The following is a 23,540-nucleotide window of genomic DNA, read 5'->3' as shown; positions in this document are numbered from 1 at the left end:
GCCGATGCTAGAGCAACATTTTCGACAAAAAATTATTTTTCTAGCGGCTTTTGTCTCTCTTTGTGCTTGTCTGCAAATTTTCAAGGACGATTTCATTTATTGGCGAGAGAGTCTGCTTGGTGAATTCTGGCGACTCTGGACGGCACACTGGGTTCATGTAGGTTGGACCCATTATTTCCTTAATATTCTTGCCTTTATCTGTCTTCCTTTTATTTTTCCACGCGTTAATATCTGGCATTTTTCCGCCATTTTACTGATCTTGTCACCTTTGATCAGTCTGAGTTTTTATTTTTTCTTGCCGAATATTGAAGCATATGCAGGGTTGTCAGGAGTATTACACGGGGCTTATGTAGCAGTAGCCTGTGTGCATTTGCAGTATAAGCGGGAACGTGGATTTGCGGCGCTGGTGCTGTTTCTCATCTTGGCCAAACTGGTCTGGGAAAATACCATTGGTAATTCCGGAACAGCCCAACTCATTGGTAGTCCAGTGCTGGTAGAAGCACATTTACTGGGGGTGATCTGGGGGGTGATTCTGGCAGTCATTTATATTGTGACCAATTATTTTAGGGATAGCTAAAGTGTAGGAATAGACAGCTACTTGGCAGAAAAAACTAAAAGAAAATATAAATTGTCATTTTTATTATGCCGGTTTTCATGCAGATTCAAAACATAGAATAAATATCCTGACTTTTGAAAAGGAATTTTCGGGAGCAGAAGGCAAGATCAGCGATCTGGATCAAGCGACAGGCCGCTAAAACAATAATAGGAAAACATATGCAAAATGATGATCAAAACAGATCAGGATTAGGTCTGTTGCGTTATATATGGACAGAGTGGATCTCGACCTTTGTCGTGCTGGTTTTACTTTTGCTCACTTTGATTATCGGCACCGGGGAAATGATTCACGGCCAGTTGCTGCGTATGGGAGAACGTCTCTACGGTGATCCGGCAACCGGAATGCAATATTCATTTTTACGTGCTGAACCGACACGCCCCCAATGTGAACGCAATATCAATGTCGATCAGCGCGTTCAGCAGCAGATGAAAGCCGATGCGGCCGATGAATATGCCGATTTCTTTGGTGTGCGCTCGGAAGTGGATGTCCGTGCTGCGGTGTTACAGGCACAGCAGGTCTGTGAAGAATCCTACCTGTTTTATGACAAAGCCATTCAGCATGTAGAAGCGCATCCAAGTATTCGGGCTTATCGGACATTTGAAACTTCTTTCTTTGGCATATTCAAGTTTGGTACTGAAAACCGGGCTTTGCTTCTGGTCATCATGGTGGTTTTCGCTGCAATCAGTGCCACTTTGAAAACCCATCATATTGGCTTGCGCAGTCCGAGCACGCGAATCGACTTTAGAGTCTATTCGGTGGCCATGCTGGCCGGTAATGCTTTTCTGGCATTTTCTTCTTATAGCCAGTACCAATCTGTGTTGAATTCAGGCGTGCCGATGGGCGAAATGAAATACATCTACTGGCTGTGGATGATTCTGTTTAGCACACTCACTCTAATTAGCCTTTATCAGGTCATCAAACCACCGAAACCGACGCGTGAGGGCGGCAGTTTTGGTCTGGCCTTTCTGAGTGTACCGCTGTATGCCTATATGGCTATTATCACCGGAATAAACTTCACATTCTTGATGGACTATCCAATGGGACAGGGGATTTATCTGGGTCAATTGGTGGAGTTTTCTAGTATCTTCCTGAATCTGGCCTTGTTTATCTGGGCCGGTATGTTGCTGAAACAGACCCGTGTTGTAGACATGTTCCTGAATATTCTGCGTCCATGGAATCTGGCCCCTGAAACCCTGACCTGGTTAATCTTGCTGGCCGCTGCATTACCAACCGCCTATACCGGAGCATCGGGGATTTTCGTCATTGCCGCAGGTGCGATTATTTACAAGGAAGTCTGGAATGCGGGTGGACGCCGTCAGTTTGCACTGGCGGCCACTGCTATGTCCGGTTCACTGGGCGTAGTCTTACGTCCGTGTTTGCTGATCGTCGTCGTGGCCTCACTGAATAAAGAAGTCACCACCGATTTGCTGTATCACTATGGGATTTATGTCTTCCTGCTCAGCTCGACTTTGTTTCTGGTCATTTCCCTGTTTGTTGCAGAAAATAAATTCCGGATTGCTGCACCTACTGTAGCTGCACCTCAATCCGGGCGTGCCTTCGTTGCAGTTATTCCTTATATCGTGATTTTCATTCTGATCTGGTTATTCTATAAATATGCCTTGTCGACTGATCTGAATGAATTTACTGCGCCTGTGATGATGCCTGTGATTCTGCTGATGATTGTCCTGTTTGACAAGCTGCGCCACGAACCTGCGCCACTACCGGCAGTGGGGCACTGGGATGACACCTTGACCGCAACTTTAAATTCCAGATCGGCTCCTGAGCTTGCAACAGCCGGTGCGGTGACCAATGCAGAATATCGTGAAGCTGAACATAGCGAACAAGCAGGCAAAGAACTGGTGGTTGATCATGGTGTGCAGCGTTCAAAAGCGACTGAAATTTTACGTCATGTCGGTTTCTGGAAATCTATGCATATTTCTACCAGTGAAACTGTAGGACATATTGGTGCGCTGGTGATCCTGATGGCACTTTCAGTGAGTGTCGGTGGCTTGCTGGAACGTATGGAAATTATGGAAGCCTTCCCGACCGATATCAGCAGTACCATTCTGGTGATTTCACTGATTGTCGGCTTGATGATTTTTGTCGGGATGATCATGGATCCATTCGGAGCGGTCATTCTGATCTCTGCAACGGTTGCTCCAGTGGCTTATCAATACGGCATTCACCCGGTTCATTTCTGGATGATTACCCTGATTGGTTTCGAGCTGGGTTATGTGACGCCGCCAGTGGCACTGAATCATTTACTGGCCAGGCAGTCGATTGGCGATGCCGAAGTGGCTGAAGCCGATGCAGAAGTACGACACCTGTCTTTCTATTACCGTTATGAACGCTGGATTTTGCCGGTGATTGTATTGCTGCCTGCGATGTTGATCATTGCTTATGTACCTTATATCTTCAAGTTATTCGGCTGGTATCAATAAAAGAAAAGCAATAAAAAAGCACCTACGGGTGCTTTTTTATTTATTTGATTTAAATTCTTTAATCAAACTTTGGATGAATTCAGGCGCTTTTGCAGGATCGAACTACACAGCAAAATGGCACAGAAAATCAGACCTAGCCCGATCAGACTATATAGGTCCGGAACTTCATGCCAGAACAGAAAGCCCCACATGCCAGCAAAGAAAATTGCCACATAGTTGACTGGTCCAATCTGTCCTGCCGGAGCCAGTTTATAAGCATTGGACATGAAGAGCTGACTGAAATTGGCCAAAAGGCCGGCAGCGACAAGAAAGCTGAGTTCTTTCAGGGTATAAGGTCGCCACAGCCAGAACATCGGAATCACGGAAATCAATGTGCCAATAAAACAGAAATAAAACACGATTTTTTCTGGTGACTCGGTTTTGGTCAGTGCCCGAACCGTGACAAACGCCATCGCGGCCAGAAAGCTGGCACCCAAACCAATGGCTGACATCAGGTTGAATAAACCAGAATCCGGTTTGGCGACACAGAGTACCCCGATAAAACCAATCAGAGCTGCGGCTAACATGCTTAAGGTAATTTTTTCCTTGAGAAATAGCCAGGCAATCAGTGGAATAAAAATCGGGGAAGAGTAGGTGAAGACCATGGCATTGGAGAGTTTTAAGTGCGCGATGGCATAAAAAAAGCCGTACATGGCAGTCAGACCGACCACTGCACGCCAGGTGTGCATCCACAGTTTTTCAGTCTTAAAAAAATCAATTCCCTTGTTAAAAATGAAAGGCAAGAAAATAAACAGCCCGACAAAGTTTCGAAAGAAAACCACGGTGGCATTATCAACCGTTGCCGAGGCATAACGGATGCACACGCCCATGACTGAAAACAGGAAGGCAGAGCAGGTCAGTAACAGAACGGCTTTGAGCAGATGCGGAGTGGCTGGGGCGGACATGCAAACAACTGAGCTAGAAGATCTGACGATATTCTAGCTGAAAAACCCCAACCTATTCTGATTATTGTGCCAGTTGTGCTTCGAGTAACTTGATTTGTTCTTCTTTAAGTTTAATCAGATCATCAGCAGTACTGTGCTGTTGCTTCAGGCTTTTTTCCTGTTCATCAAGCTGCAGCTGAATATCTTCCAGTCGGGCAATTTCCTCTTTGGCCAAGGTGGCATTGCTGGTAACTTCTTCTGTCATAATAGAAGCATCTACTAGCACATTGTCAGAACTAAGCGCATCTGTTACTTCTGGCTTGGTAGCCTTTTCAGAATTTTCAGAAATGGTCTGCGGTGCCGGTGCATTGATCAGGTCACCCTGATGTGTTGGCAACGTTTCATTTTGTGTGAGAAAGAATTGTATAATTATCCAAACAGCAATAATCACAACAATTAATCCGCTCACTATTCCCCATAAAAGTTTAGGATTTTGTCGATGATCTGGAGTCATTTAGGTTCCCGAAATTATTTTTTTGGCTGACGGGGTTTAAACTGAATCACACCAATTTCATCTGGAACTTCAGGTGACTCAGGTTCATCGATATGAGTAGGACGATTTTCTTCATACCCACATTCGATACATTCAATCCATTCAGCTTCACCATTGGTCAGCATGACGATCCGATCCAATGCCTGACATTTAGGACATTTTGCGCCTGCAATGAAACGGCGTTTGAGAGTCATCATGCTTACCCTGTGATTAACTTAAAAACGTAGTTTAAGCGTTTTTAGAGCCGTTCGTCCAACCTTGATGACGCAGTAATGCATCTATTTTTGGCTCGCGTCCACGGAAATTGATAAATGCGTCAAGTGCTGTATCTTTTCCGCCAACTGCTAGAATTTTTTGTCTAAACTGCTTTCCAGTTTCAGTATTAAAAATCCCTTCTTCTTCAAAGCGGTCGAAGGCATCACTGGCCAAAACTTCAGCCCATTTATAGGAATAATATCCCGCTGCATAACCGCCGGCGAAAATATGACTGAAGCTGTTTTGGAAACGGTTATAGTCAGTGGTCGGCAAAACTGCATACTTTTCGCGAATTTCATTCAAAGTATCCTGAACCTGCGCTGCATTTAAGGCTGGATTGGCACGGTGGATACTCAGGTCAAACAGGGCAAATTCAAGCTGACGCAGGGTTTGCATGCCAGACTGGAAGAAACGTGCATCGAGTAGGGCTTTGAGCAATTCAGCCGGTAGGGATTCCTGGGTTTCTATATGCTCGCTGAGCACATCCAGACTTTCCTGATCCCAGGCCCAGAACTCCATAAACTGGCTTGGCAGCTCAACCGCATCCCAGGCCACGCCATGGGTACCAGCTACCGCAATATTGTCCACCTCTGTCAGCATATGATGCAGGCCATGACCAAATTCATGGAACAGGGTAATCACTTCATCATGGCTCAGTAGTGCAGGACGACTACCGACAGGAGGGGTGAAGTTACCCACCATATAGCAAATCGGCTTTTGCAGGCCGTCACTGGTCTGCATACGGGAACGGAAGCCACTCATCCAGGCACCGCCACGTTTGCCCTGGCGTGCATACAGATCGAGATAGAAGCCGCCAATCACCTGACCTTGATCTTCCAGTTCAAAATAATGTGCATCCGGATGCCAAACCGGTGCATCACGTTCAATTACCTGTATCCCATACAGGCGATTGACAATACTGAACAGGCCTTGCAGGATTTTTGGCGCAGGGAAATAAGGTTTAAGTGCTTCCTGTGACAGGTTAAATTGCTGCATTTTCAGCTTTTCAGAATAATAGCTGCTGTCCCAGGGTTGCAGGTCACTAATGCCATCTTCAGCAGCAATTGCTTTCAGTTCACTAACTTCTTTCTCTGCCGGTACACGGGCATGTTCTGCCAGATCACGCAGGAATTCATCTACCGCCTCTACACTCGGTGCCATTTTGCTGGCTAAGGACAATTTCGCATAATTATTAAAACCAAGCAGCTTCGCCATTTCCAGACGTAAACTGAGAATTTCTTCGATCAAGGCAGTATTATCAAATTCGGTCTGCCCAGACTGATCTGATGCGCGCGTCACATACGCCTTATAGAGCTCTTCACGCAGCGGACGATTTTCTGCATGGGTCATGATGGCCAGATAAGATGGAAAATCCAGGGTAGCCACCGGCTGATCCAGTTCATGCTGCTTGCCATACTGTTTGAGCAGTTCAATATTGTTTGCCGATAAGCCCGCTAGTTCATCTTCATTTAATGGTCTGAAGTAGGCTTGAGTGGCATCCAATACATGATTCGAAAAATCTGAAGACAATTGGGACAGGCGCGCAGAAATTTCCGCAAAGCGCTTTTTCGCTTCTCCTTCCAATGCCACACCAGACAGTTTGAAATCACGTAAGGCCAGTTTGATGGCACTTTGCTGTGCGGCCGGGAGTTCATTAAAGATGGGTGCATCATGAATATGCTGATAAGTCTGATACAGCGCTGTATGTTGACCGAGTTGCGTATAGTATTCGCTTAGACCGGGTAATAAGGCCTGATAGACATCACGTGTTTCCGCATTGTTTTTCACGGCGTTGAGATGTGAAAGAATGCCCCAAGCCTCACTCATATTATTTTCGAGTGTGTCGACATGTTCCAAAATGGCAAGCTGTTCCTGAGCTGATTCAGGTGTTTCGGTAAGTTCATTCAGGAATTTTTGACCTTCAGCAATACAGCTTTCAATCTTTTGTTTAAGTTCTTCTAGGGTAATCTGATCAAATTGCGGAACAGGCAAAGTTGCCTTTTCTAAAATCATGTCGTTTCTGCCAAATTAATTTTCAGTATTAAATTTAGATGTAGGGCTTCTAGTGAGAGAAATCAAGGCAGTTAAAGTTTTTTCTCTAGCTTTGTATTTAATATTTTGAAGTTATTCAATAAATTCACTATCAGATGAGGGTAAGCCTTCTAGTTCATTTATATCGATGATGGAAATATTGGTGATTTTAGTTTTCCATAGGTTTAAAGGGTGTTGATACCAGTAGGTGACTCTCATGGTGATAGGATTATTATTTAAAGCCTCTTTAAGGCCTCAGTCATAAGCAAAGCCATTAAAGAAATGTTCAGAGTAAAAGTAGTGATGGTATCCATTTTTATAATTTTCATTTCGTAATATTTTGATTATAAATAAAAAAGAGCGCCGTAGCGCTCTTTTTAAACTGTCACAGATTATTCAGTCTTGGCTTTTGCATTGGACTTTTTCTTTTTAACCTTGGCCTTTTTCTTTACTTTACCTTTATCCTTTGCTTCAGACTTTCCTGCAGATGATTTAGCAGGCTTGTTGCTGTAAGAGCTGGGTTTTCCTTTGCCTTTTTTGCGTCGTCTGGGTTGTTCTCCATCAGCGTTCAGGTTGGATTTAGACTCACGCTCATTGCTGCCAAACACTTCTTCTGTCGCAGTAGGACGTGGTAGAGGTTTTTTCTCGCTTACTCGCGGTGCACGGGCACGGACTGCACGGCCGGCATGACTGAGCTGTTGGATCAGTTCGAAATCAATCTTGCGCTCTTCTAGATTTACACCGGCAACCTTGATCTTGACTTCATCCCCTAATCCAAAGATCTGACCGCGGTTCTGGCCGACCAGATTCTGACTGCTTTGGTCATAGACAAAGAAGTCATCACCCAACTGGCTGACATGTACCATACCATCGACATAAAGGTCTTTTAGCGTGACAAACAGGCCGAATTCTGCCGTCGCACTGACAATGCCCACAAACTCTTCACCCAGATGCTGCTGCATATAGTGACATTTGAGCCAGGTGGTTACAGAGCGGGAAGCTTCATCAGCACGGCGTTCTGTTGCAGAGAAATGTTCACCGGCAGCCTCTAAAGCCCCACCTGAAAGTGGAGATGGCTTGTGATTTAAATGTGCCTTGATGGCACGATGCAATAGCAGATCCGGATAACGGCGAATTGGCGAGGTGAAATGTGTATAAGCTTCATATGCCAGACCGTAATGGCCTGCATTGTTGGCACCATAATAAGCCTGCATCATGGAACGCAGTAACACGGAATGAATACTTGGTGCATCGATCCGGTCTTTAGTCGCCTCAATCACGGCCTGATAATCGGCTTGCGTTGGCTGTTCCGGGAATTGCAGACCCAACAGCTTGACGAAATCACGGACTTTCTGGATACGCGAAAACTCAGGTGGCTCATGCACGCGGTACAACATTGGCATTTCATTTTTTAATGCATATTCTGCGGCTGCCACGTTGGCCAGCAACATACATTCTTCAATCAGCTTATGTGCATCATTACGGGTGCGTGGAAGAATTTCTTTAATTCCACCCATTTCGTCGAAGGTCATGTAAGTTTCTACAGTTTCAAATTCCATGGCATGCCGTTCAGAACGTAAGCCTTTGAGAACCTGATAAAGCTGGAACAGGGTATTGATCGACTTGCGAACTTCACGGTCTTCGGTAATGGCCTGGCTGTCGCCTTCCAGATACTGTGCGACCTGATCATAGGTCAAACGTGCCTTGGAGTGCATTACTGACGGATAGAACTCAAAACCGGTCACACGGCCAGCACGTGACAGTTTTAAATCACAGACCATACATAAACGGTCAACGTTCGGATTTAAAGAACACAAGCCATTGGATAGAGCTTCAGGTAACATCGGTAAAACGAAGTGCGGGAAGTAGACAGATGTACCGCGTTCCTGGGCTTCATCATCCAGCGGCTTGCCAGGACGTACATAATGGCTGACATCGGCAATCGCCACGACTACACGATAACCACCACCTGGACGTTTTTCGGCATAAACGGCATCATCAAAGTCACGCGCATCTTCACCATCAATGGTCACTAGTGCCAAATCTCGAAGATCCACACGGCCTTCGCGATCTTTCTCTGTCGGTTCCTTGAAGCTTTCAGCTTCTTTAACGACTTCTTCCGGAAATTCATAAGGCAGGCCATATTCCAGAATGGTTTGTGGAATGATGATCTCGGTATCGGCCTTGTCTGCCATGGACTGCACAATATGGCCGGTTGCAAATTCTTCTTTGGTCGGGTAGCGATCAATCGCAACGCGAATAGAATCACCGACTTTAACCTTGGCATGTTCAATCAGCTCTTTTTCCAGGGTAATCGGCTGATGTGCATTTGGAGCAGCCGGCTGAACAAAGTATTCACCTTCATACTCTGATACTTTACCAATGATCTCTTTGACACGATGCTGCAAAACTTCGGTAATAAAGCCCCAAGACTTACCTTTACGATCCACTGAAGTCTGACGTACTTTAACCCGGTCACCATTAAAGACCTGACGCAGTTCACGCTCAGGGAGCAGCAAATCATCTTCACCTGAAATATTGGCGGTACCGCTTCCCTTTGAGTTGATATAGACCGTTGCTTCATGCTCAGGCTGTTCTGCCGCAATCTGGAACTTATAACCGTCTTTCATCAGTTGGCCGTCACGTACCATCGCAATCAGACGATGGCTCAGGGCATCAATACTTTTTTGATCAGCAATTTCAAAATGTTCGACCAGGTCTGCATGGGACTGGGCATTGTTCTTTTCGATAGTTTCTAAAATCAGCGTGCGGCTAGGGATAGGGTTGTCATAACGTTCGGCTTCAGCTTTTGCTTCAGGATCGACCCAGTTTTTCATCATGTCTTTAAATTTATCTTAGGAGATTGGTTTAGCATAAAACATGTATGCGCAGACTGCACGTAAATGATTGCAATAATCCATTTAAGTTTTCAATTTTCTGTTAATTTTCGATAACTGGAAATTTATGCAGTTTTTTCGCTATCAAAATGCACGAAAAATCGAGGAATTGCTTAAAAAGTATTTAAACGAGCAAAAATATGCACTTTTTTTTGATGCTGCGCTTGCAGTGCCATGCCGAAATTTGTATTATGGCCGCACGTTACGGTGAGATGGGTGAGTGGCTGAAACCACGTCCCTGCTAAGGACGCATACGGGTAACTGTATCGAGGGTTCGAATCCCTCTCTCACCGCCACGCTTACTTACATCGCGCGCTCATAGCTCAGCTGGATAGAGCACTTGGCTACGAACTAAGGGGTCGGGAGTTCGAATCTCTCTGAGCGCACCAAGTAAGTTAAGCAGAAAAATGTATCGCCAACCTAGGCACACAAGTTACGCGCTCATAGCTCAGCTGGATAGAGCACTTGGCTACGAACTAAGGGGTCGGGAGTTCGAATCTCTCTGAGCGCACCAACTTGAACAATCAACCGCACATGTTGCGGTTTTTTTGTGCCTAAAATTTACAGAAACACCAGACATCACGTGCTAAAAATAAGTCTCAGGCGATTTAATAAAAATAAAGGCAGTCGTGATGAGAAAAATCATTGTCCAGGAATTTTTGACCCTAGATGGCGTGATGCAGGGGCCCGGAGGCCCGAAAGAAGATCTATCTGGTGGTTTTCAATATGGTGGCTGGGTGGCGCCGTATTTTAATGCGGAACCTGATCCGGCATTTGATGCCATCATGCAAAACTGGATGCAGCCCTCCGATATTCTTTTAGGAAAAAATACTTTTCAGATTTTTGAATCTTACTGGCCCACACATGCTGAAGACTGGCCGGGAATTAATGATGTCAATAAATATGTTCTTTCTACCAGTCTGGAGCACTCGGACTGGCAAAATACGATCTTTCTAAAAAGTATTGATGAGATCATTAACCTGAAGGCTTCAGGGGAGGGGAATATTCGTGTATATGGTAGTGCTGCAGTGGTACAGGCGCTTTTCAAATATGAGCTTGTGGACGAACTTCGTCTGCTGACTTTTCCAATTATACTGGGTGTTGGCAAACGCCTGTTTAATCATGAATCAATACCCGCCGCTTTTCAGTTGATAGACCACTTGGCTAGCTCAAATGGTGTTGTGTTTGCGTATTATCAAAGGGCAGGCGCAGTAAAGACCGGAACAATAGGCGAGTGATAAAGCGTACAAGGATGATGGTTATCTGATATTTGAATTCTATTCTGGTTGGATACCTGGTTGAGAATACTGAGAGCTGACCTATTGTGTGCTGCTGAAATTTTTTGGAAATCCAGCTTTCTGGTCGAATTAATTAAGTGCTTTTAGCTCTAAATTTGCAGAAGTTTTCGGCAGAAAGTTGTGAATATTGCTGCATCGTTTAATTACTGTACGTTCGGTTGAGATTTTATTAAAAAACACTTAACAAGACTGAAAAAACTCGTATAATGCACCCCATCAAGACGTCGCGCTCATAGCTCAGCTGGATAGAGCACTTGGCTACGAACTAAGGGGTCGGGAGTTCGAATCTCTCTGAGCGCACCAATCTTGATAAAGAATTCTGAAAAAACCGCACAGTGATGCGGTTTTTTTACATCTGTAGTTTTTTAATTTTTCATATAAAAAACCAATAACTCTCTGCCTCCTTCTTATCTTAATTTCTGCTGCACTTTCAGTGCATAAACGGTATTGCCACCCACTGCAGGTAAAACATCATGATAGGGCATACTGCGCATGGCTCTTAATAAGAACGGTGCCTGATCGTGAATCTTCATACTGCTGGTAATTTGAAATAAGGTACCTTGTGACTGCGGTAATAAGCGCATGCCACCTTTCACAAACTTCAAATCGCCGCCATTGGCATTGAACTGGTTTTGCAGGGAATCAGGCTGGTAAAAACGCATTTTGAAGTTAAATGGAATCTGAATCACTCCTAAACCGACCGACACCTTATAGTTGGCATCTATATTCTGAGGATTGACCGGCTTAAGTTCGACCTTCTTGATCTGCCGGGGAAAAAGCTGCTGGGTTGCTTCAGCTGCTAACCACGGCCGCAATTTTTCGACCGGATGCGCAAAATATTGATAGGTGCTACTAAATCTTAAATTTTCTGAGACTTTTCCTTCTTTGACCAGATAGTTCGGCAAAATGAAACTGACCGGTTGCCCAGACTTCTGGCTGATCTGGGCAATTTTTTGTAGCTGTTGAGGGTTGAATCTCAGTTGCGGAATCGGAGTTGCTAGTGCTGCTGTATGCTCGGTTTTAAAGCGTTGTTGTAGTGCTTCCAGCAGAAATGCATTGGTACTCGGCGGAATGCCGAGTTTGGCTTCAGGCAGCGCATTCAGGATTTTACTGAATAAAAAGCCTTTGGGCTGGTTCAGGTCGCCCCATTGGGTGACAGTCACCAGCGTTCTATGCGAACCCAGTGCAAACCATTCCAGTTTTCCTGCACCATAGGGAATTGGCGCATCGATAATTAAGGTGCTGATGCTGTTATCACCCAGATGATGCTGCATTACTACAGTTTCTTTAAAGTTTAACACCGGAATCGGGGTTGGGATATGAACCTGATATTTAACCTGCTGAATCGAACCCTGCTGCTCCAGCACTTTGGCTGACTTTAATGTCGGAAACAGACCCACATAATTCGGATAATGTTGCAGCAATTTTTCGACCTGAGCTTCAGCTACCGGCAATACCACAGCCGCACTATAAAACTGTGCCTTGCTGGGTGCATTGCTGTTTAAGGTCGGAAACTGGGTTTTAGATGAGGGATGCGCATAAATCAGAATCCGCTCGCCGGTTAACTCTGCCAGCTGGTGAGCATTTCCCTGATAGGCACTCAGACTGCTCGGCAGTTCGGCATTCCAGGGAATAATCTTGGCCAGTGCTGTGGCAGAGGTTCCTAAAAGAACACTGATGACTATGCATTGCTTTAATCCGTTCATTCAGCAACCTGTTACATATTTTTTGTTTTAATTGCTATTTATTTAAAACCAAAAGCACGAAATTCCAAAGCAAAGTTATGTAATTGATGTGACAGGCCATAAGCGCTGTGTATATTTTGGTATAGTATTGGGCAAGATTTTATTTTTTGATGTGATGCTATGACTGAGTCAGCACCGACTTTATCGACCCGTTATTTTCTGACTTTAGAAGAATCTCAGGATGGTTTTGCCCTGGCAACGTTTGGTAAAAAACAGATTTCACGTTTTCTGACACCTCTGGTCAGTATCGGGATTATCATCTGGGGTTTTTCGATGGGCTTTGATGGCGTCGGACGTTATTACGTGGCTTTGGGAGCATTCTTCCTGATCCTGCAAGGCATCATGCGTTACTGGTTCCTGCCGATGATGTTTAAGCGCCAGTTTATTAAATATCAGTTTGGTAAAAGCGAACAGGGTATTGATCTGTATCAGGACTATGCGGAAATTTTTACCAATGATCGTAGCAAGCTGGTGCCATATAGCGAAGTGCAGAATTTTGCTGTCGGTAAACTCACTTATATGCTGGAATTAAAAAACCGTACCGTGGTTATTGTGCCGAAGCGAGCATTTAAGGACGGCACTGAACAGAGCATGTTCGAGCATACATTTAAAAAATAATTCAGATATCTACCAAAGGGAAGTTTTGATCATGAGCACACGTCCGTCCAAAATCGTTTGTGTGGGTCGCAGTTATGCCGATCATGCCAAAGAACTCGGCAATGCGATCCCTGATCGGCCGGTATTATTCATCAAACCACCGAGTGCCTTAACTTCGCTCGAAGCAGGCATTGAATGGAATCCGGAATGGGGTAACTGCCATTATGAATGCGAGTTGAGTTTGCGTATTGACCGGACTTTAAGCAAGGAAAATGATCCTGAAAAAGCCCTGCAGGCAGTAGGTGCTGTGACTTTGGGTCTGGACTTAACGCTGCGTGATTTACAAGATGATCATAAGAAAAAGGGTCAGCCTTGGGAACGTGCCAAAGCCTTTGATGGTTCCTGCCTGTTGTCGGACTGGGTGCCTGTAGCGGATGTGGTTACTGACTGGAAAGATGTGCACTACACACTTGAAATTAATAATGAGCTGCGTCAAAAAGGCGATACCGCTTTACTGATTTTTGATATTGCGACTCTGCTGGCTGAGATTAGTCAGGTCTTTACTTTAGAAGAGGGCGATGTGGTAATGACCGGTACACCGGCAGGCGTTGCGGCATTACATTCGGGTGATCAGCTCAAAATGACTCTTAAAGGTAAGTCTCAGGATTATATCTGGACGACTTTTGTTAAATAATCCCGGTATTTTATATTGTTCAAGCTAAAGGACTGCAAATGCAGTCCTTTTTATCGCCTCGTCATTCAGGCGGTGGCTGAGAATTACGGTGGTTGCGGGGAAGCCTGCTTGTAAATCCATCGATGTCATTAAAAAATCCTCTCGAGCGAGAGGATTTTTTCTATTTACGTCGGAACAATTCGGATAGCGGGAAACTGAGTTTTTCTTCCAGATACTGATCTGCTTCCTGTAACTTGGGCGAGAAATTTTGCATCCAGATATCATCAGGCTGGGTATTGATAAGATGGTTTTTGCGTGGCAGTGGATAGGGCAGTTGCGAATAAAAATTCCAGAAGCTCACCTGATCCAGGTCGCGGACCAGCACATATTCATTCTCATCGGTACGTTTGATCAGATTCTGCTTTTCGAACATTTCGACATAGCTCGGCCAGCGACCAATTTCATCTCGGCCCAGCACTTCCAGCGCTTGCGCTTCACTGATACTTTCACCCGTTTTTTGCTTTTTATAAAAGAGCTCTAATAAATCCAGCAGCATGACGATCGGATGGCGTTTGTTGTCCTGACCAGATTCAAAAGCGGTCAGGGCATAACTGATCTCAACTCCCAATAATACAATAATCCATGACAGATAAATCCAGAGCAGGAAAATTGGCACAGCGGCGAAGGCACCATAGACAATTTCATAACTGGTAAAGTTTGTCATGATCCAGCCAAACAGGTTTTTCAGCAGTTCAAATACTACTGCACTAAACAGGCCTGCAATAAAGGCAGATTTAATCGGTACGCTGCGATTCGGAATGGTCCAGTTCAGAATGAAAAAACCGAGTACTGTCAACGAAAAGGAAATTGCCCAGAGAACAAAAGCGCCATCTAGTTCATAACCGGAAAAATTGTTGCTGAGAATGCTCAGGGACGCTACAGTCGAGGAAATCACAAATGCACTGCCCAGTAAAATTGGTCCCAGCGAAATGATGGTCCAGTAACGCATAAATCCTATAATCCCGCCTCGCGTTTCAGTCACACGCCAAATCCGGTTAAATGCCGTTTCGATACTGCTCAGCATCAATACTGTCGTCACAAACAGGAACAGAATACCAATGATGGTGAGATTGCTGGATTTGTCGGTAAAGGCATTTAGGGCTTTATCAAATGCAATGGTGGTTTTAGGTAAAAAGTTACTGTAAATCAGCTGTTGCAATTGCTGCCGCGCAGGTTCTAGTGCTTTAATTGAAGAAATAATTACCAGAAAAACTGTCAGCATCGGCACCACCGCAAACAGGGTGGTATAAGTCAATGAACCTGCCTGTTCGCGACAGCGGTCTGCTTCAAAACGTCGTAATACAAATAAAACAAATTGAAACCAGTGTTTTTCATAGAAAGGTAATTTCTTTAAATACTTATCAATCATCTGCATCCAATCTCAATTTTTTTAATCATCATGAATTTTCATCATCAGCTTAACCAAAAAACTTGCAAAGTATCGTATAGTTTTATTTTTTTTAGTAATGAATAAGAACCATGATGCAACCTTATGTCCTTGTTTTATATTACAGCAAATATGGCTCAACCAAAGAAATGGCGCATTTGATTGCCAATGGAATTGAAGCGGCAGGCGTGGAAGTAAAAATCAGGACGGTTCCCAATATATCCAGCATGGTAAAAGTCGCGGAACCAAGCATTCCGGAAGAAGGAGACATTTACTGCACTCTGGATGATCTTGCGCAATGTGCCGGTCTGGCACTGGGTTCACCGACTCGTTTTGGCAACATGGCTTCTGAAATGAAGTATTTTTGGGATCAGACCACAAGTCTATGGCTGAATGGCGCTTTGCATGGTAAGCCTGCTTGCGTGTTTACGGCGTCAGGTTCCATGCATGGCGGACAGGAAAGTACTTTGCTAAGCATGCTGCCGCCGTTGTTTCATCATGGCATGATGATCATGGGGCTTAGCAATGCAACATCGGCACTATCGAATACCAAAACTGGCGGTACACCTTATGGTGCCAGTCATGTCAGCGGCCCCAGGCATGATCAGGGCTTAAGTCAGGATGAAAAAATTCTGTGTGAAGTACAGGGCAAGGGTCTGGGTGAGGTTGTACTGAAGCTCAATCAAGGCTGATCAAGCTCTCGCAGGAAATGAAGTACTCACTTCATTTCCTCAATTATATTAAGCTTCTTTTTGATCTTTTTGATCTTTTTGATCTTTTTTATCTTTTTGATCTTTTTGATCTTTTTGATCTTTTTGATCTTTTTGATCTTTTTGATCTTTTTGATCTTTTTGGCTAAATCTGTATTTGCATTTCAGACATTGATAATCCTGAAACACATTGCGGTCAACGGAAATCCCGGCTTTTTTCCCCAGAAAATTACCCACCACTCCTCCGGTAATGCCCACACTGATCGCACCTACGAAAGTACCCACTGTTCCACCCACAATCACGCCTAAAGGTCCGGCTACAGTACCAATTGCAGCACCAATGGAAGCACCCGAAGCAGCGCCACCTACTGTTCCCGCAGTTGCGCCGGCTGAACTCATGAGAATGCCGCCAATTTTCTTTAAATTCTGTTCATGATTGCGTTGTTCAATGTTTGTTGAGCCACATTTAGGACATTGCATAGGTTTGTTCCATCAACAATTGATATTTGCTTTGCTTAAGCTCATAGATGATCTGAGATTGTCTTCTCCCAAACAGTTATTCGGGTCATACGATGTTTAGTATGGTTTTTTGACATCTATTATGGGAAAAGCTTCTACCTGACTGATTCTAGTTGAATTAAAGCTAAAACATTGTATTTCAGCTGTAAATAATTTCGGTCTAATCCTTTTTGGACACACACGCTATGTTTATTTGAAGCTATAAAAACTACCAGATGGTCGGATCAGCTGCTCTTTATTACTTTCTATTCTATAGACAAGATTAGCTGAGTTATTGCCAAAGACGGGTGGCTTTGAAGCCTGTTGAGGGGAAGGAAATTCGAGAGAAGAAAGCAGAGATCTTCGGTTTAAGGGATTGCCTCTAAAAGGTGCAGTTATTGAGAGCTTTCCTTATAAATAATCCAAAGTGTGATCTATTAATCGTATATTAAATAATAGATGAAATATGTCACAATTGTTTAGAATCTCTAATAAAATCAAAATTTATGGTATTTAAAGTAATTTTAAAATATTAATTTCGGAATTTATAAGAGGATTTTTTTATTATTTTTAAGATTAAAAAAATATTATTTAAATAAAGTTTTTTAAATAAATTCGATATGTGAAAATTGTTTTTATAATGTTTTCTTACAAATCACAAACTGGATACAAAGCTATATTTATTAAATAAAAACAAAAAGATAAATCGTAATAATAAGTAAAAAAAAGATAGAGATAGATAAAGGGTATATTTTAAATTTTTATGTGATTTAATATTTTGTCAGATAAATTAGATATTACTAAATTAAAAAATGAATAAGCATCTTGGGTCAGAGGATATTAATATGGTGCGAATACTATTGATCAATATGGGTTTAATTTGTTTATGTTTTATAAACAATGCATATGCAACCTCTGATGAGTGGAGTCAGCGTTGGAAACCCTCAAGTAACCGTTCCGCTGAAAACCTGGTCCAAGCAAACCTGATTGAGCTTAAGGAGTCAGATTATTATTCCGGATTAGGCAAAACCACGATCTACAGCACCTCTACAAGTTCTATCGGTACGGTCAATACCCCAACCAACAACATTAATGTCGATGGTTCCGGCAACACCGTAGACATCAAAAGTGAACTGTTGAATGAAGCCCCGGTCAGTTCAAATACCAGTCAAAATCAGCCCAGTCAAAATCAGCCGAAATGTCCTAATTTAAGTAATCAGAAGGGGGAGTCATCATGCTAAGTTCTCCCTTAAGCAGGAAAATGATATGCGGGGTGAGTGTTACAGTTCTTTTCAGCTCTTTGCTTACAGGCTGTACGGGCTTGGCGCCTTCCAATAAAAAGCCTGTCAAACTGGTACAAGGTCCACCGATCACCGATATTTTCACCCCTTTTGATATGGCCTTGTCCTGCCTGAAAGGGCAATTACGTAGTGATGTCAGTTTTTCTGTGGGCGCAATTCTCGACCAGACCGGTAAAGATGTAGTTACCAATGGCGGTAGCGGAAAAATGGTGACCCAGGGCGCGGGAGACATGGTGCAGTCCGCTCTGTTTCAGGCGGGCGTCAGTTTGATGAACCGGCGAGATCCCCGGATTATTGAAAGTGAGGCCAAATGGGGGATTCGTGACCCCAAGCAGATTCAGGCATCTGATTATTATGTTACCGGCAGTATTAACAGTCTGGATTTTATTCCAGGAGGTGGTTTTGACATGCAGATCGCAGGCGTTGGCCCGAACTATAGTCAAACCCGGATTATGGTTGGTCTGGATTTATCTCTTACCGATACACGCAGCAGTAGGGTCGTGGGCAATGTCTCGCTACAGAAACAGATTGCTGCACAGGATTATGGAATCGGTGCAGGTAGATTTGCCGGACGTACGCTATTAAATATTCAGATCGGAAAGGGAGAGCGGGAGGCTACCAATTTTGCCTTGCGCCAAATGCTGAATCTGGCAACTTTTGAGCTGCTTAGCCAGGTGGTACCACCAGCAGTATTTGAAAGCTGTCGTGCACAGATACCGCCTGAATTCGGCCAGTTGAACTTAACCCGCAGTTCTGTCGCTTTGCATAAATACAAGAAAAACCAGCAACAAAAAAATCCGGATTTGAATAGTACGGCTCAAACATCAGTTCCGTCTCAAACGGAATCCTCAAATCAAAAAAATAAATCCACCAATACACCGAGTAAAGATACCAAGGCACCCAAAAACAAAGAGTCTGAAGTGATTCAGAATCCTGAAGCGGAGCCGGAAATGAGCAAAGAGGAGCTGATTAAATATATCGGCAAGAGCAAGCGGTCATCTTCAACAGGTAAAGTGAATGACAAAAAAGATAGTCAAGAAAAAGCTGACAAAGAAAAAGACGAGGAGAAGTCATCCAGCTTATGGGATGTCAATCCAGAAGTTGTAGAAAATTACTGGTCCAGCTCTCAACGGGATTAACTGGTCAGTAACGACGGGCTCGCTCCCTTGATTAAAAAAAAGTACCGGGCGAGAGGTACTTTAAAACAAAAGTAGGAAGAATAACGATGAATAACACGATCAAAACACTAGCTTTATCCGTCACGTTACTATCTGGCGCAGGTATGGCCTATGCAGCTGACGGTGATACAAATGTAGAGATAAATAGTGGTTTACAGGCTACTTTGGACTCTATTTCCCAACAAGTAGAAAATGGCTCTGCGCTGAACCTGGCAGTGAATACTGCTGATGTTGATGCAAGTGTCACTTTAGATGCAACAGCGACTGCTACAAGAGAGGTTGCAGACGCGGTTGGTTCAATTGAGGGTAGTATTGAAACTACTGCGATGGGTGCTGCCAATACTGGTAGTATCAGTATCGAACAGGGTAACTTCAACAAGGTTGTATCAAACGTATCAGACGAAACGTCTAACTATGACTTTAGCGAAGCAACCAGTGCAATGAATAATTCTGAAACTCTAGAGGAGCTAACTGAAGTTGCGGATAGTTCAGACGTCTCAGAAACTGTAAGTTCTTCACTAAGCACTAACTATAGTGAAGAAATTAACCAGACTTTAAGCAATTATAGTGTAGCGAACATTGCCTATAATGCAGGCGCTGTTAACGCCTCTGTAGATGTGCTTACAGGCGGGACAGAATCTTCTATCAACAATAGCATCAAAACGACTGCTATGGGTGCTGTGAACACCGGCAGTATCACTGTGACCGTGAAATAATTCTAATTTCACCTAGAACACGGGGGTCTAACTATTGGCAGATAGTTAGGCCTCTTTATTCTTATTCTATAATAACACTAAAATAAATTGTTGTTTATTCGTCGGATGGGAAAATTAATCTGTTCCAGGACAGCTTAATCACTAGGCTAAGTTAAGCATGATCCGGTTCTTGGATCAGAAAACTGGAGCTGGCTTGTTCAAGCTGGATATAGTGAAAATGATGACCCAAATTTATAAAGTAGCAAACACGTGCAAAGACCGTATATAAAAAAAGAGCGCCTCAGCGCCCTTTCAGAAATTTACTGGCAAAACTTAGTCACGAACAAATTCAACTGTACCATTGGCTAAAGATTTCACGCGTGCGAGTGATTCGACACGGTAGCCTTTTTCAAGCAGCAGCTCACGACCTGGCTGGAATGATTTTTCAATCACGATACCAATACCGACCACTTCTGCATTTGCCTGATGAATCAGATCAGCCAACCCAAGTGCTGCCTGGCCATTGGCCAAGAAGTCATCGATTACTAAAACTTTATCAGTAGAGCTGATGTGTTTATTTGAAATCGCAATGGTACTTTCAGTCTGTTTGGTAAATGAAAAGACTTTCGAGCGGTATAAATCATCTTTCAGGGTAAGAGACTGGTATTTACGTGCAAAGATTACAGGTACACCAAGTTCTAAACCTGCCATTACTGCAGGTGCAATACCTGATGCTTCAATCGTAATAATTTTGGTGATACCAGCATCCTTAAACAGACGGGCAAATTCCTGACCAATCTGCTGCATCATGACTGGGTCGATCTGATGGTTTAAGAAAGAATCTACTTTCAAAACTTCTTCAGAAAGAACGATGCCTTCGGCCAAGATTTTCTGTTCTAGTGCATGCACGGGAGAATCCTCAAGAGCAGGTGCTTTTTAAAGCAAAAGCGTATTGTAAAAAGCACCCGGAAAAAATCAAGCGAAATTCACCAAAAAATCTTAGTTGCTTGCACCTTTATAATCAGTTAACAGCAAACCATAAGAGGTTTTCTTGTCTACATGCGAAACTTTGACTGGAAGATAATCAAGCTTTGGTGCCAGCCAGAAAATGGTTTCACGACCTGGTTTGCTATGTTTCATCACCACTTTAATGGTATTGAAAGAACCATATTTGGTATTCACCGTCTCTGAACCCTGTTTTACGAACTTACGGCCTTCAACTTCTTTGGCATCGGCAATATAGTAATTGGCTTTCAGGCCTGAGTTTTTCAGATCTTCACGAATCTGCAGTTCTGCATTCAGTTCATCCAGAACATCTGGTCTCCAGGCAAAAGAGCGCTTTTCGTCATCTTTTCTGGTACTGATAGTTTTGCTGGAAGGATTAAAATTAATACTCATGGTGTTGTTATGCACCAGAATCTTACTGCTGCGACTGAAACTGCTAGAACCGATCTTGCCATTATTGAAGGTAAAACGGCTGGTTTCGGTTGCCGAGGCTACACCACCTGCTTTTGCTGCAAAAACATAAGTCCAGTTATTGCCAGATTTACTTAAAGTCCGTGTTGCAGAACCCATATTCTTGCCGTTATAGCTGAATTGATAACTGGCCTGGAAAGGAGTCATGGCAAAAGCCTGGCTAGAAATACCAGTGAACAGTATTGCACTGCCCAGACCCGTGGTCATCACTAAAGTTTTGAATACAGTCTTCGCCATCAGTTATTTTCCTATATTGGTTCAACGGGCAAAACATATTACTTCTTGCATCCTTATTATTTCGGTAAAAGATGGAAATTGGATGGATGTATCTGCCAAAAATGTATATTTCATGTAGTTTTATGGAACTTTTGTTCAAAAACTAGAGATGGCACGATTTAAGAGGAATCTTTCTGTTTGATGGGTGTGATCCGGTTGTCGTCCATTTCATTTTCATCCCATTGCTCTTGCTGGTCTTGAGAGAGTTTTCTAAACAGGGCTGCAAGATTGACATTGCCAATCACCACCAGTTCAGCTTCGCGAAGCACAGCGTGATTGACGTGGACTTTGCCCAAGGTATCAATGACAGAGCGGCTTTTGCCTAACCAGCGATTCAAATCTAGATAAAGCAGGTCATCGATAACTTTGATCACGCCCAGTTTTTCTAGGATCATGCCTAAGGGGTCTTTATTTAGGACACGTTGATAAAAGAACAGGCCAAAACGCACGCCCAGTTTATACAGTACATTTGGATATTTAGCTTCGATCAGCTGGGTATCACTAATCTGCTCGAACACGATTAACTGCGTGGTTTTATTCAGCTCCATCTGTACCAGTTTCAAATCAACCGATAAAGTAACAATCAGGCCTTTATAATCCAGTGTTGCATACAAACGTAGCCAGTCATCATGCAAATCCGCATGTAAGTCTTTCAAGGCATCGACATTATCTGTCACAAAACGCTGAAAAGTTGCATTCAGGAAGACTTGAGATAAGGGAAATTCACGCTCATCTTCAATAAATCCTTCCGCCCTCTGGTACACTTGGCGGATTCGGTTGGAAATATTCGCAATTAGCGTTTGCATATTGAAGCGTCCTGGCAACTTTATTTTTAACACGGAATGTATCTTGTCGAATTGTATGAAAAATACAAGTATTCATGCTTGAAGTTTAGCAAAATAAATAGCACCATTTTTATAGTTTTAGTTATGTAACGTTGAAGATTTGATGGATTTGGCATTTTAAAAAGATAAATGTCCAATCTGTTTCTTTTTGGTCTTTAAAATACTTTTTTTGGGGAACTGAACTCAGCACTGAGTTTGGGTAAATGTGAAAAAACGATGATACTCATGCCTCTGGTCAGAACTTGGTGGAAAGATCGAGTGTTTAGCAGTGCGGTACTCGCCGCAGCCATGCTGCATTTGATCGTGCTGACACTGGAATTTGGTATGCCGCAAGATCTGGATACCAGCACCAAGGAAATCGCGGTCAGCTTGCGCCAGACTGATCAAAAAATTGAACATGCCGATTTTCTGGCCCAGGCAGATCAGCAGGGTTCCGGTCAGTTTAGAGAGGCGCATCGCATGTCGAGTGATATGCCATCGCCATTAATGGAACAGCAGGCCGGGGAAGAGCTGCAAAAAAGTCTGGATATGCTGCAACAGCAACAACAGCTCAGTTTTGAAGAAAAAGTCCTGATGACTACTTTGAGCTGGCAAAAGCAGGCGGAGGAAAATCAGCGTAAAAAAATGCAGGAGCAATTACAAAGCCAGTTTCAGGCCAAAGCGACCATGGTCGCCAGTCTGGAAGCGCAATATTTACAGCGTCAACAAAATTTCAGTCGTCAGCAAAAAATTAAAACTGTAGATGGGATTCAGGCCAAGCAGGATGTTTCGGCCGCTTATCTGGAAAAGTTTCGCGAGAAAGTGGAGTTCTATGGGAACCGTTATTATCCGGAAGCCGCCAAACAACAGAATCTGGCAGGGGAAGTGCGGCTGATGGTGATCTTGAACCAGAATGGCGGAATTCGTGCCATTCGGCTGATTGACAGTTCAGGACATGCCATGCTGGATGAAGCAGCCAAAGCTTCCGTGCGTAAGGCAGCACCATTTGGTACTTTCGACAGTAAAATGAAAGAAATTTCCGAACTGCGGGTGATTCGTACCTGGCGATTTGATCCGGCTGAAGCAGAGTTTGAAGTGCGTTGACG

At 43.6% G+C, this 23,540-nt stretch carries 21 protein-coding genes and 4 tRNA genes; 14 read left to right on the top strand and 11 right to left on the bottom strand.

The window, feature by feature from the left end:
- Positions 1 to 4: 4 nt before the first annotated feature.
- Together rrtA and VXQ92_RS06405 are read left to right on the top strand one after the other, a co-directional pair.
- Complete coding sequence (gene rrtA, locus VXQ92_RS06410) at positions 5 to 577, top strand: rhombosortase (RefSeq protein WP_064094511.1); 573 nt, start codon at positions 5 to 7, stop codon at positions 575 to 577.
- 197 nt (positions 578 to 774) lie between these two features.
- Positions 775 to 3,057, top strand: coding sequence for a TRAP transporter large permease subunit (locus tag VXQ92_RS06405; RefSeq protein ID WP_416680886.1), 2,283 nt, complete (start codon positions 775 to 777; stop codon positions 3,055 to 3,057).
- A gap of 62 nt (positions 3,058 to 3,119) precedes the next feature.
- Here the strand turns inward: VXQ92_RS06405 and VXQ92_RS06400 are convergent, their stop codons facing one another.
- From VXQ92_RS06400 to rnr, 5 genes are all read right to left on the bottom strand, one after another.
- Positions 3,120 to 4,001 (bottom strand): DMT family transporter, encoded by an 882-nt coding sequence (locus VXQ92_RS06400; protein WP_144723656.1) that lies wholly within the window; start codon positions 3,999 to 4,001, stop codon positions 3,120 to 3,122.
- A 61-nt stretch (positions 4,002 to 4,062) separates the two neighbouring features.
- Positions 4,063 to 4,494, bottom strand: coding sequence for a hypothetical protein (locus tag VXQ92_RS06395; RefSeq protein ID WP_064102411.1), 432 nt, complete (start codon positions 4,492 to 4,494; stop codon positions 4,063 to 4,065).
- Between the two features lie 14 nt (positions 4,495 to 4,508).
- Positions 4,509 to 4,730: a YheV family putative zinc ribbon protein gene (locus VXQ92_RS06390; protein WP_064094507.1), complete on the bottom strand. Its 222-nt coding sequence runs from the start codon at positions 4,728 to 4,730 to the stop codon at positions 4,509 to 4,511.
- Between the two features lie 31 nt (positions 4,731 to 4,761).
- Positions 4,762 to 6,801, bottom strand: a complete 2,040-nt coding sequence (locus tag VXQ92_RS06385; protein ID WP_416680884.1) for a M3 family metallopeptidase — start codon at positions 6,799 to 6,801, stop codon at positions 4,762 to 4,764.
- 410 nt (positions 6,802 to 7,211) lie between these two features.
- On the bottom strand, positions 7,212 to 9,659 hold the full coding sequence (gene rnr, locus VXQ92_RS06380; RefSeq protein ID WP_064094505.1) for a ribonuclease R: 2,448 nt from the start codon (positions 9,657 to 9,659) through the stop codon (positions 7,212 to 7,214).
- Positions 9,660 to 9,922: 263 nt separating this feature from the next.
- Here rnr and VXQ92_RS06375 point away from each other — a divergent pair.
- From VXQ92_RS06375 to VXQ92_RS06355, 5 genes are all read left to right on the top strand, one after another.
- Positions 9,923 to 10,012 (top strand) — tRNA-Ser (locus tag VXQ92_RS06375).
- A 16-nt stretch (positions 10,013 to 10,028) separates the two neighbouring features.
- A tRNA-Arg gene (locus VXQ92_RS06370) sits at positions 10,029 to 10,105 on the top strand.
- 48 nt (positions 10,106 to 10,153) lie between these two features.
- Positions 10,154 to 10,230: transfer RNA gene (locus VXQ92_RS06365), tRNA-Arg, on the top strand.
- 118 nt (positions 10,231 to 10,348) lie between these two features.
- The gene (locus VXQ92_RS06360) at positions 10,349 to 10,954 is read left to right on the top strand and encodes a dihydrofolate reductase family protein (protein WP_416680883.1); all 606 of its coding nucleotides are present in this window, start codon (positions 10,349 to 10,351) and stop codon (positions 10,952 to 10,954) included.
- Between the two features lie 286 nt (positions 10,955 to 11,240).
- A tRNA-Arg gene (locus VXQ92_RS06355) sits at positions 11,241 to 11,317 on the top strand.
- A gap of 104 nt (positions 11,318 to 11,421) precedes the next feature.
- Here VXQ92_RS06355 and VXQ92_RS06350 read toward each other — a convergent pair.
- Positions 11,422 to 12,720 (bottom strand): SRPBCC family protein, encoded by a 1,299-nt coding sequence (locus VXQ92_RS06350; protein ID WP_416680882.1) that lies wholly within the window; start codon positions 12,718 to 12,720, stop codon positions 11,422 to 11,424.
- A 159-nt stretch (positions 12,721 to 12,879) separates the two neighbouring features.
- Here VXQ92_RS06350 and VXQ92_RS06345 point away from each other — a divergent pair, with 159 nt between their 5' ends.
- On the top strand, positions 12,880 to 13,377 hold the full coding sequence (locus VXQ92_RS06345; RefSeq protein WP_064094502.1) for a YcxB family protein: 498 nt from the start codon (positions 12,880 to 12,882) through the stop codon (positions 13,375 to 13,377).
- Positions 13,378 to 13,408: 31 nt separating this feature from the next.
- Entirely contained in the window at positions 13,409 to 14,050 is a 642-nt protein-coding gene (locus VXQ92_RS06340) for a fumarylacetoacetate hydrolase family protein (RefSeq protein WP_064094501.1), read from the top strand.
- 160 nt (positions 14,051 to 14,210) lie between these two features.
- Here VXQ92_RS06340 and VXQ92_RS06335 read toward each other — a convergent pair whose 3' ends face one another.
- Positions 14,211 to 15,458 (bottom strand): YihY family inner membrane protein, encoded by a 1,248-nt coding sequence (locus VXQ92_RS06335; RefSeq protein WP_064095160.1) that lies wholly within the window; start codon positions 15,456 to 15,458, stop codon positions 14,211 to 14,213.
- A gap of 110 nt (positions 15,459 to 15,568) precedes the next feature.
- Between VXQ92_RS06335 and wrbA the strand changes: the two genes are divergently transcribed.
- Complete coding sequence (gene wrbA, locus VXQ92_RS06330) at positions 15,569 to 16,168, top strand: NAD(P)H:quinone oxidoreductase (RefSeq protein ID WP_416680881.1); 600 nt, start codon at positions 15,569 to 15,571, stop codon at positions 16,166 to 16,168.
- Positions 16,169 to 16,216: 48 nt separating this feature from the next.
- Here wrbA and VXQ92_RS06325 read toward each other — a convergent pair whose 3' ends face one another.
- Positions 16,217 to 16,666, bottom strand: a complete 450-nt coding sequence (locus VXQ92_RS06325) for a hypothetical protein (protein WP_416680880.1) — start codon at positions 16,664 to 16,666, stop codon at positions 16,217 to 16,219.
- A gap of 866 nt (positions 16,667 to 17,532) precedes the next feature.
- Between VXQ92_RS06325 and VXQ92_RS06320 the strand changes: the two genes are divergently transcribed.
- The 3 genes from VXQ92_RS06320 to VXQ92_RS06310 all read left to right on the top strand — a co-directional run bounded on the left by VXQ92_RS06320 (position 17,533) and on the right by VXQ92_RS06310 (position 19,879).
- Positions 17,533 to 17,925, top strand: a complete 393-nt coding sequence (locus VXQ92_RS06320) for a hypothetical protein (RefSeq protein WP_416680951.1) — start codon at positions 17,533 to 17,535, stop codon at positions 17,923 to 17,925.
- A 20-nt stretch (positions 17,926 to 17,945) separates the two neighbouring features.
- Positions 17,946 to 19,124 (top strand): CsgG/HfaB family protein, encoded by a 1,179-nt coding sequence (locus VXQ92_RS06315; protein ID WP_416680950.1) that lies wholly within the window; start codon positions 17,946 to 17,948, stop codon positions 19,122 to 19,124.
- A gap of 86 nt (positions 19,125 to 19,210) precedes the next feature.
- Positions 19,211 to 19,879: a hypothetical protein gene (locus tag VXQ92_RS06310; protein ID WP_416680879.1), complete on the top strand. Its 669-nt coding sequence runs from the start codon at positions 19,211 to 19,213 to the stop codon at positions 19,877 to 19,879.
- A 312-nt stretch (positions 19,880 to 20,191) separates the two neighbouring features.
- On the opposite strand, the gene VXQ92_RS06305 is transcribed toward VXQ92_RS06310, so the two are convergent.
- The 3 genes from VXQ92_RS06305 to VXQ92_RS06295 form a co-directional block, all read right to left on the bottom strand.
- Positions 20,192 to 20,767 (bottom strand): xanthine phosphoribosyltransferase, encoded by a 576-nt coding sequence (locus VXQ92_RS06305; RefSeq protein ID WP_064094497.1) that lies wholly within the window; start codon positions 20,765 to 20,767, stop codon positions 20,192 to 20,194.
- Positions 20,768 to 20,857: 90 nt separating this feature from the next.
- Positions 20,858 to 21,571: a DUF3108 domain-containing protein gene (locus tag VXQ92_RS06300; protein ID WP_064094496.1), complete on the bottom strand. Its 714-nt coding sequence runs from the start codon at positions 21,569 to 21,571 to the stop codon at positions 20,858 to 20,860.
- Positions 21,572 to 21,729: 158 nt separating this feature from the next.
- On the bottom strand, positions 21,730 to 22,416 hold the full coding sequence (locus VXQ92_RS06295; protein ID WP_416680878.1) for a hypothetical protein: 687 nt from the start codon (positions 22,414 to 22,416) through the stop codon (positions 21,730 to 21,732).
- 264 nt (positions 22,417 to 22,680) lie between these two features.
- Between VXQ92_RS06295 and VXQ92_RS06290 the strand changes: the two genes are divergently transcribed.
- A complete protein-coding gene (locus tag VXQ92_RS06290) occupies positions 22,681 to 23,538 on the top strand; it encodes an energy transducer TonB (protein ID WP_416680877.1) in 858 nt (285 codons plus the stop codon).
- The last annotated feature ends 2 nt before the right edge of the window (positions 23,539 to 23,540 follow it).

This window comes from Acinetobacter sp. 228 (assembly GCF_048147885.1).
The sequence above is the reverse complement of the archived record's forward strand: the minus strand, read 5'-3'. Positions and strand labels throughout refer to the sequence as shown.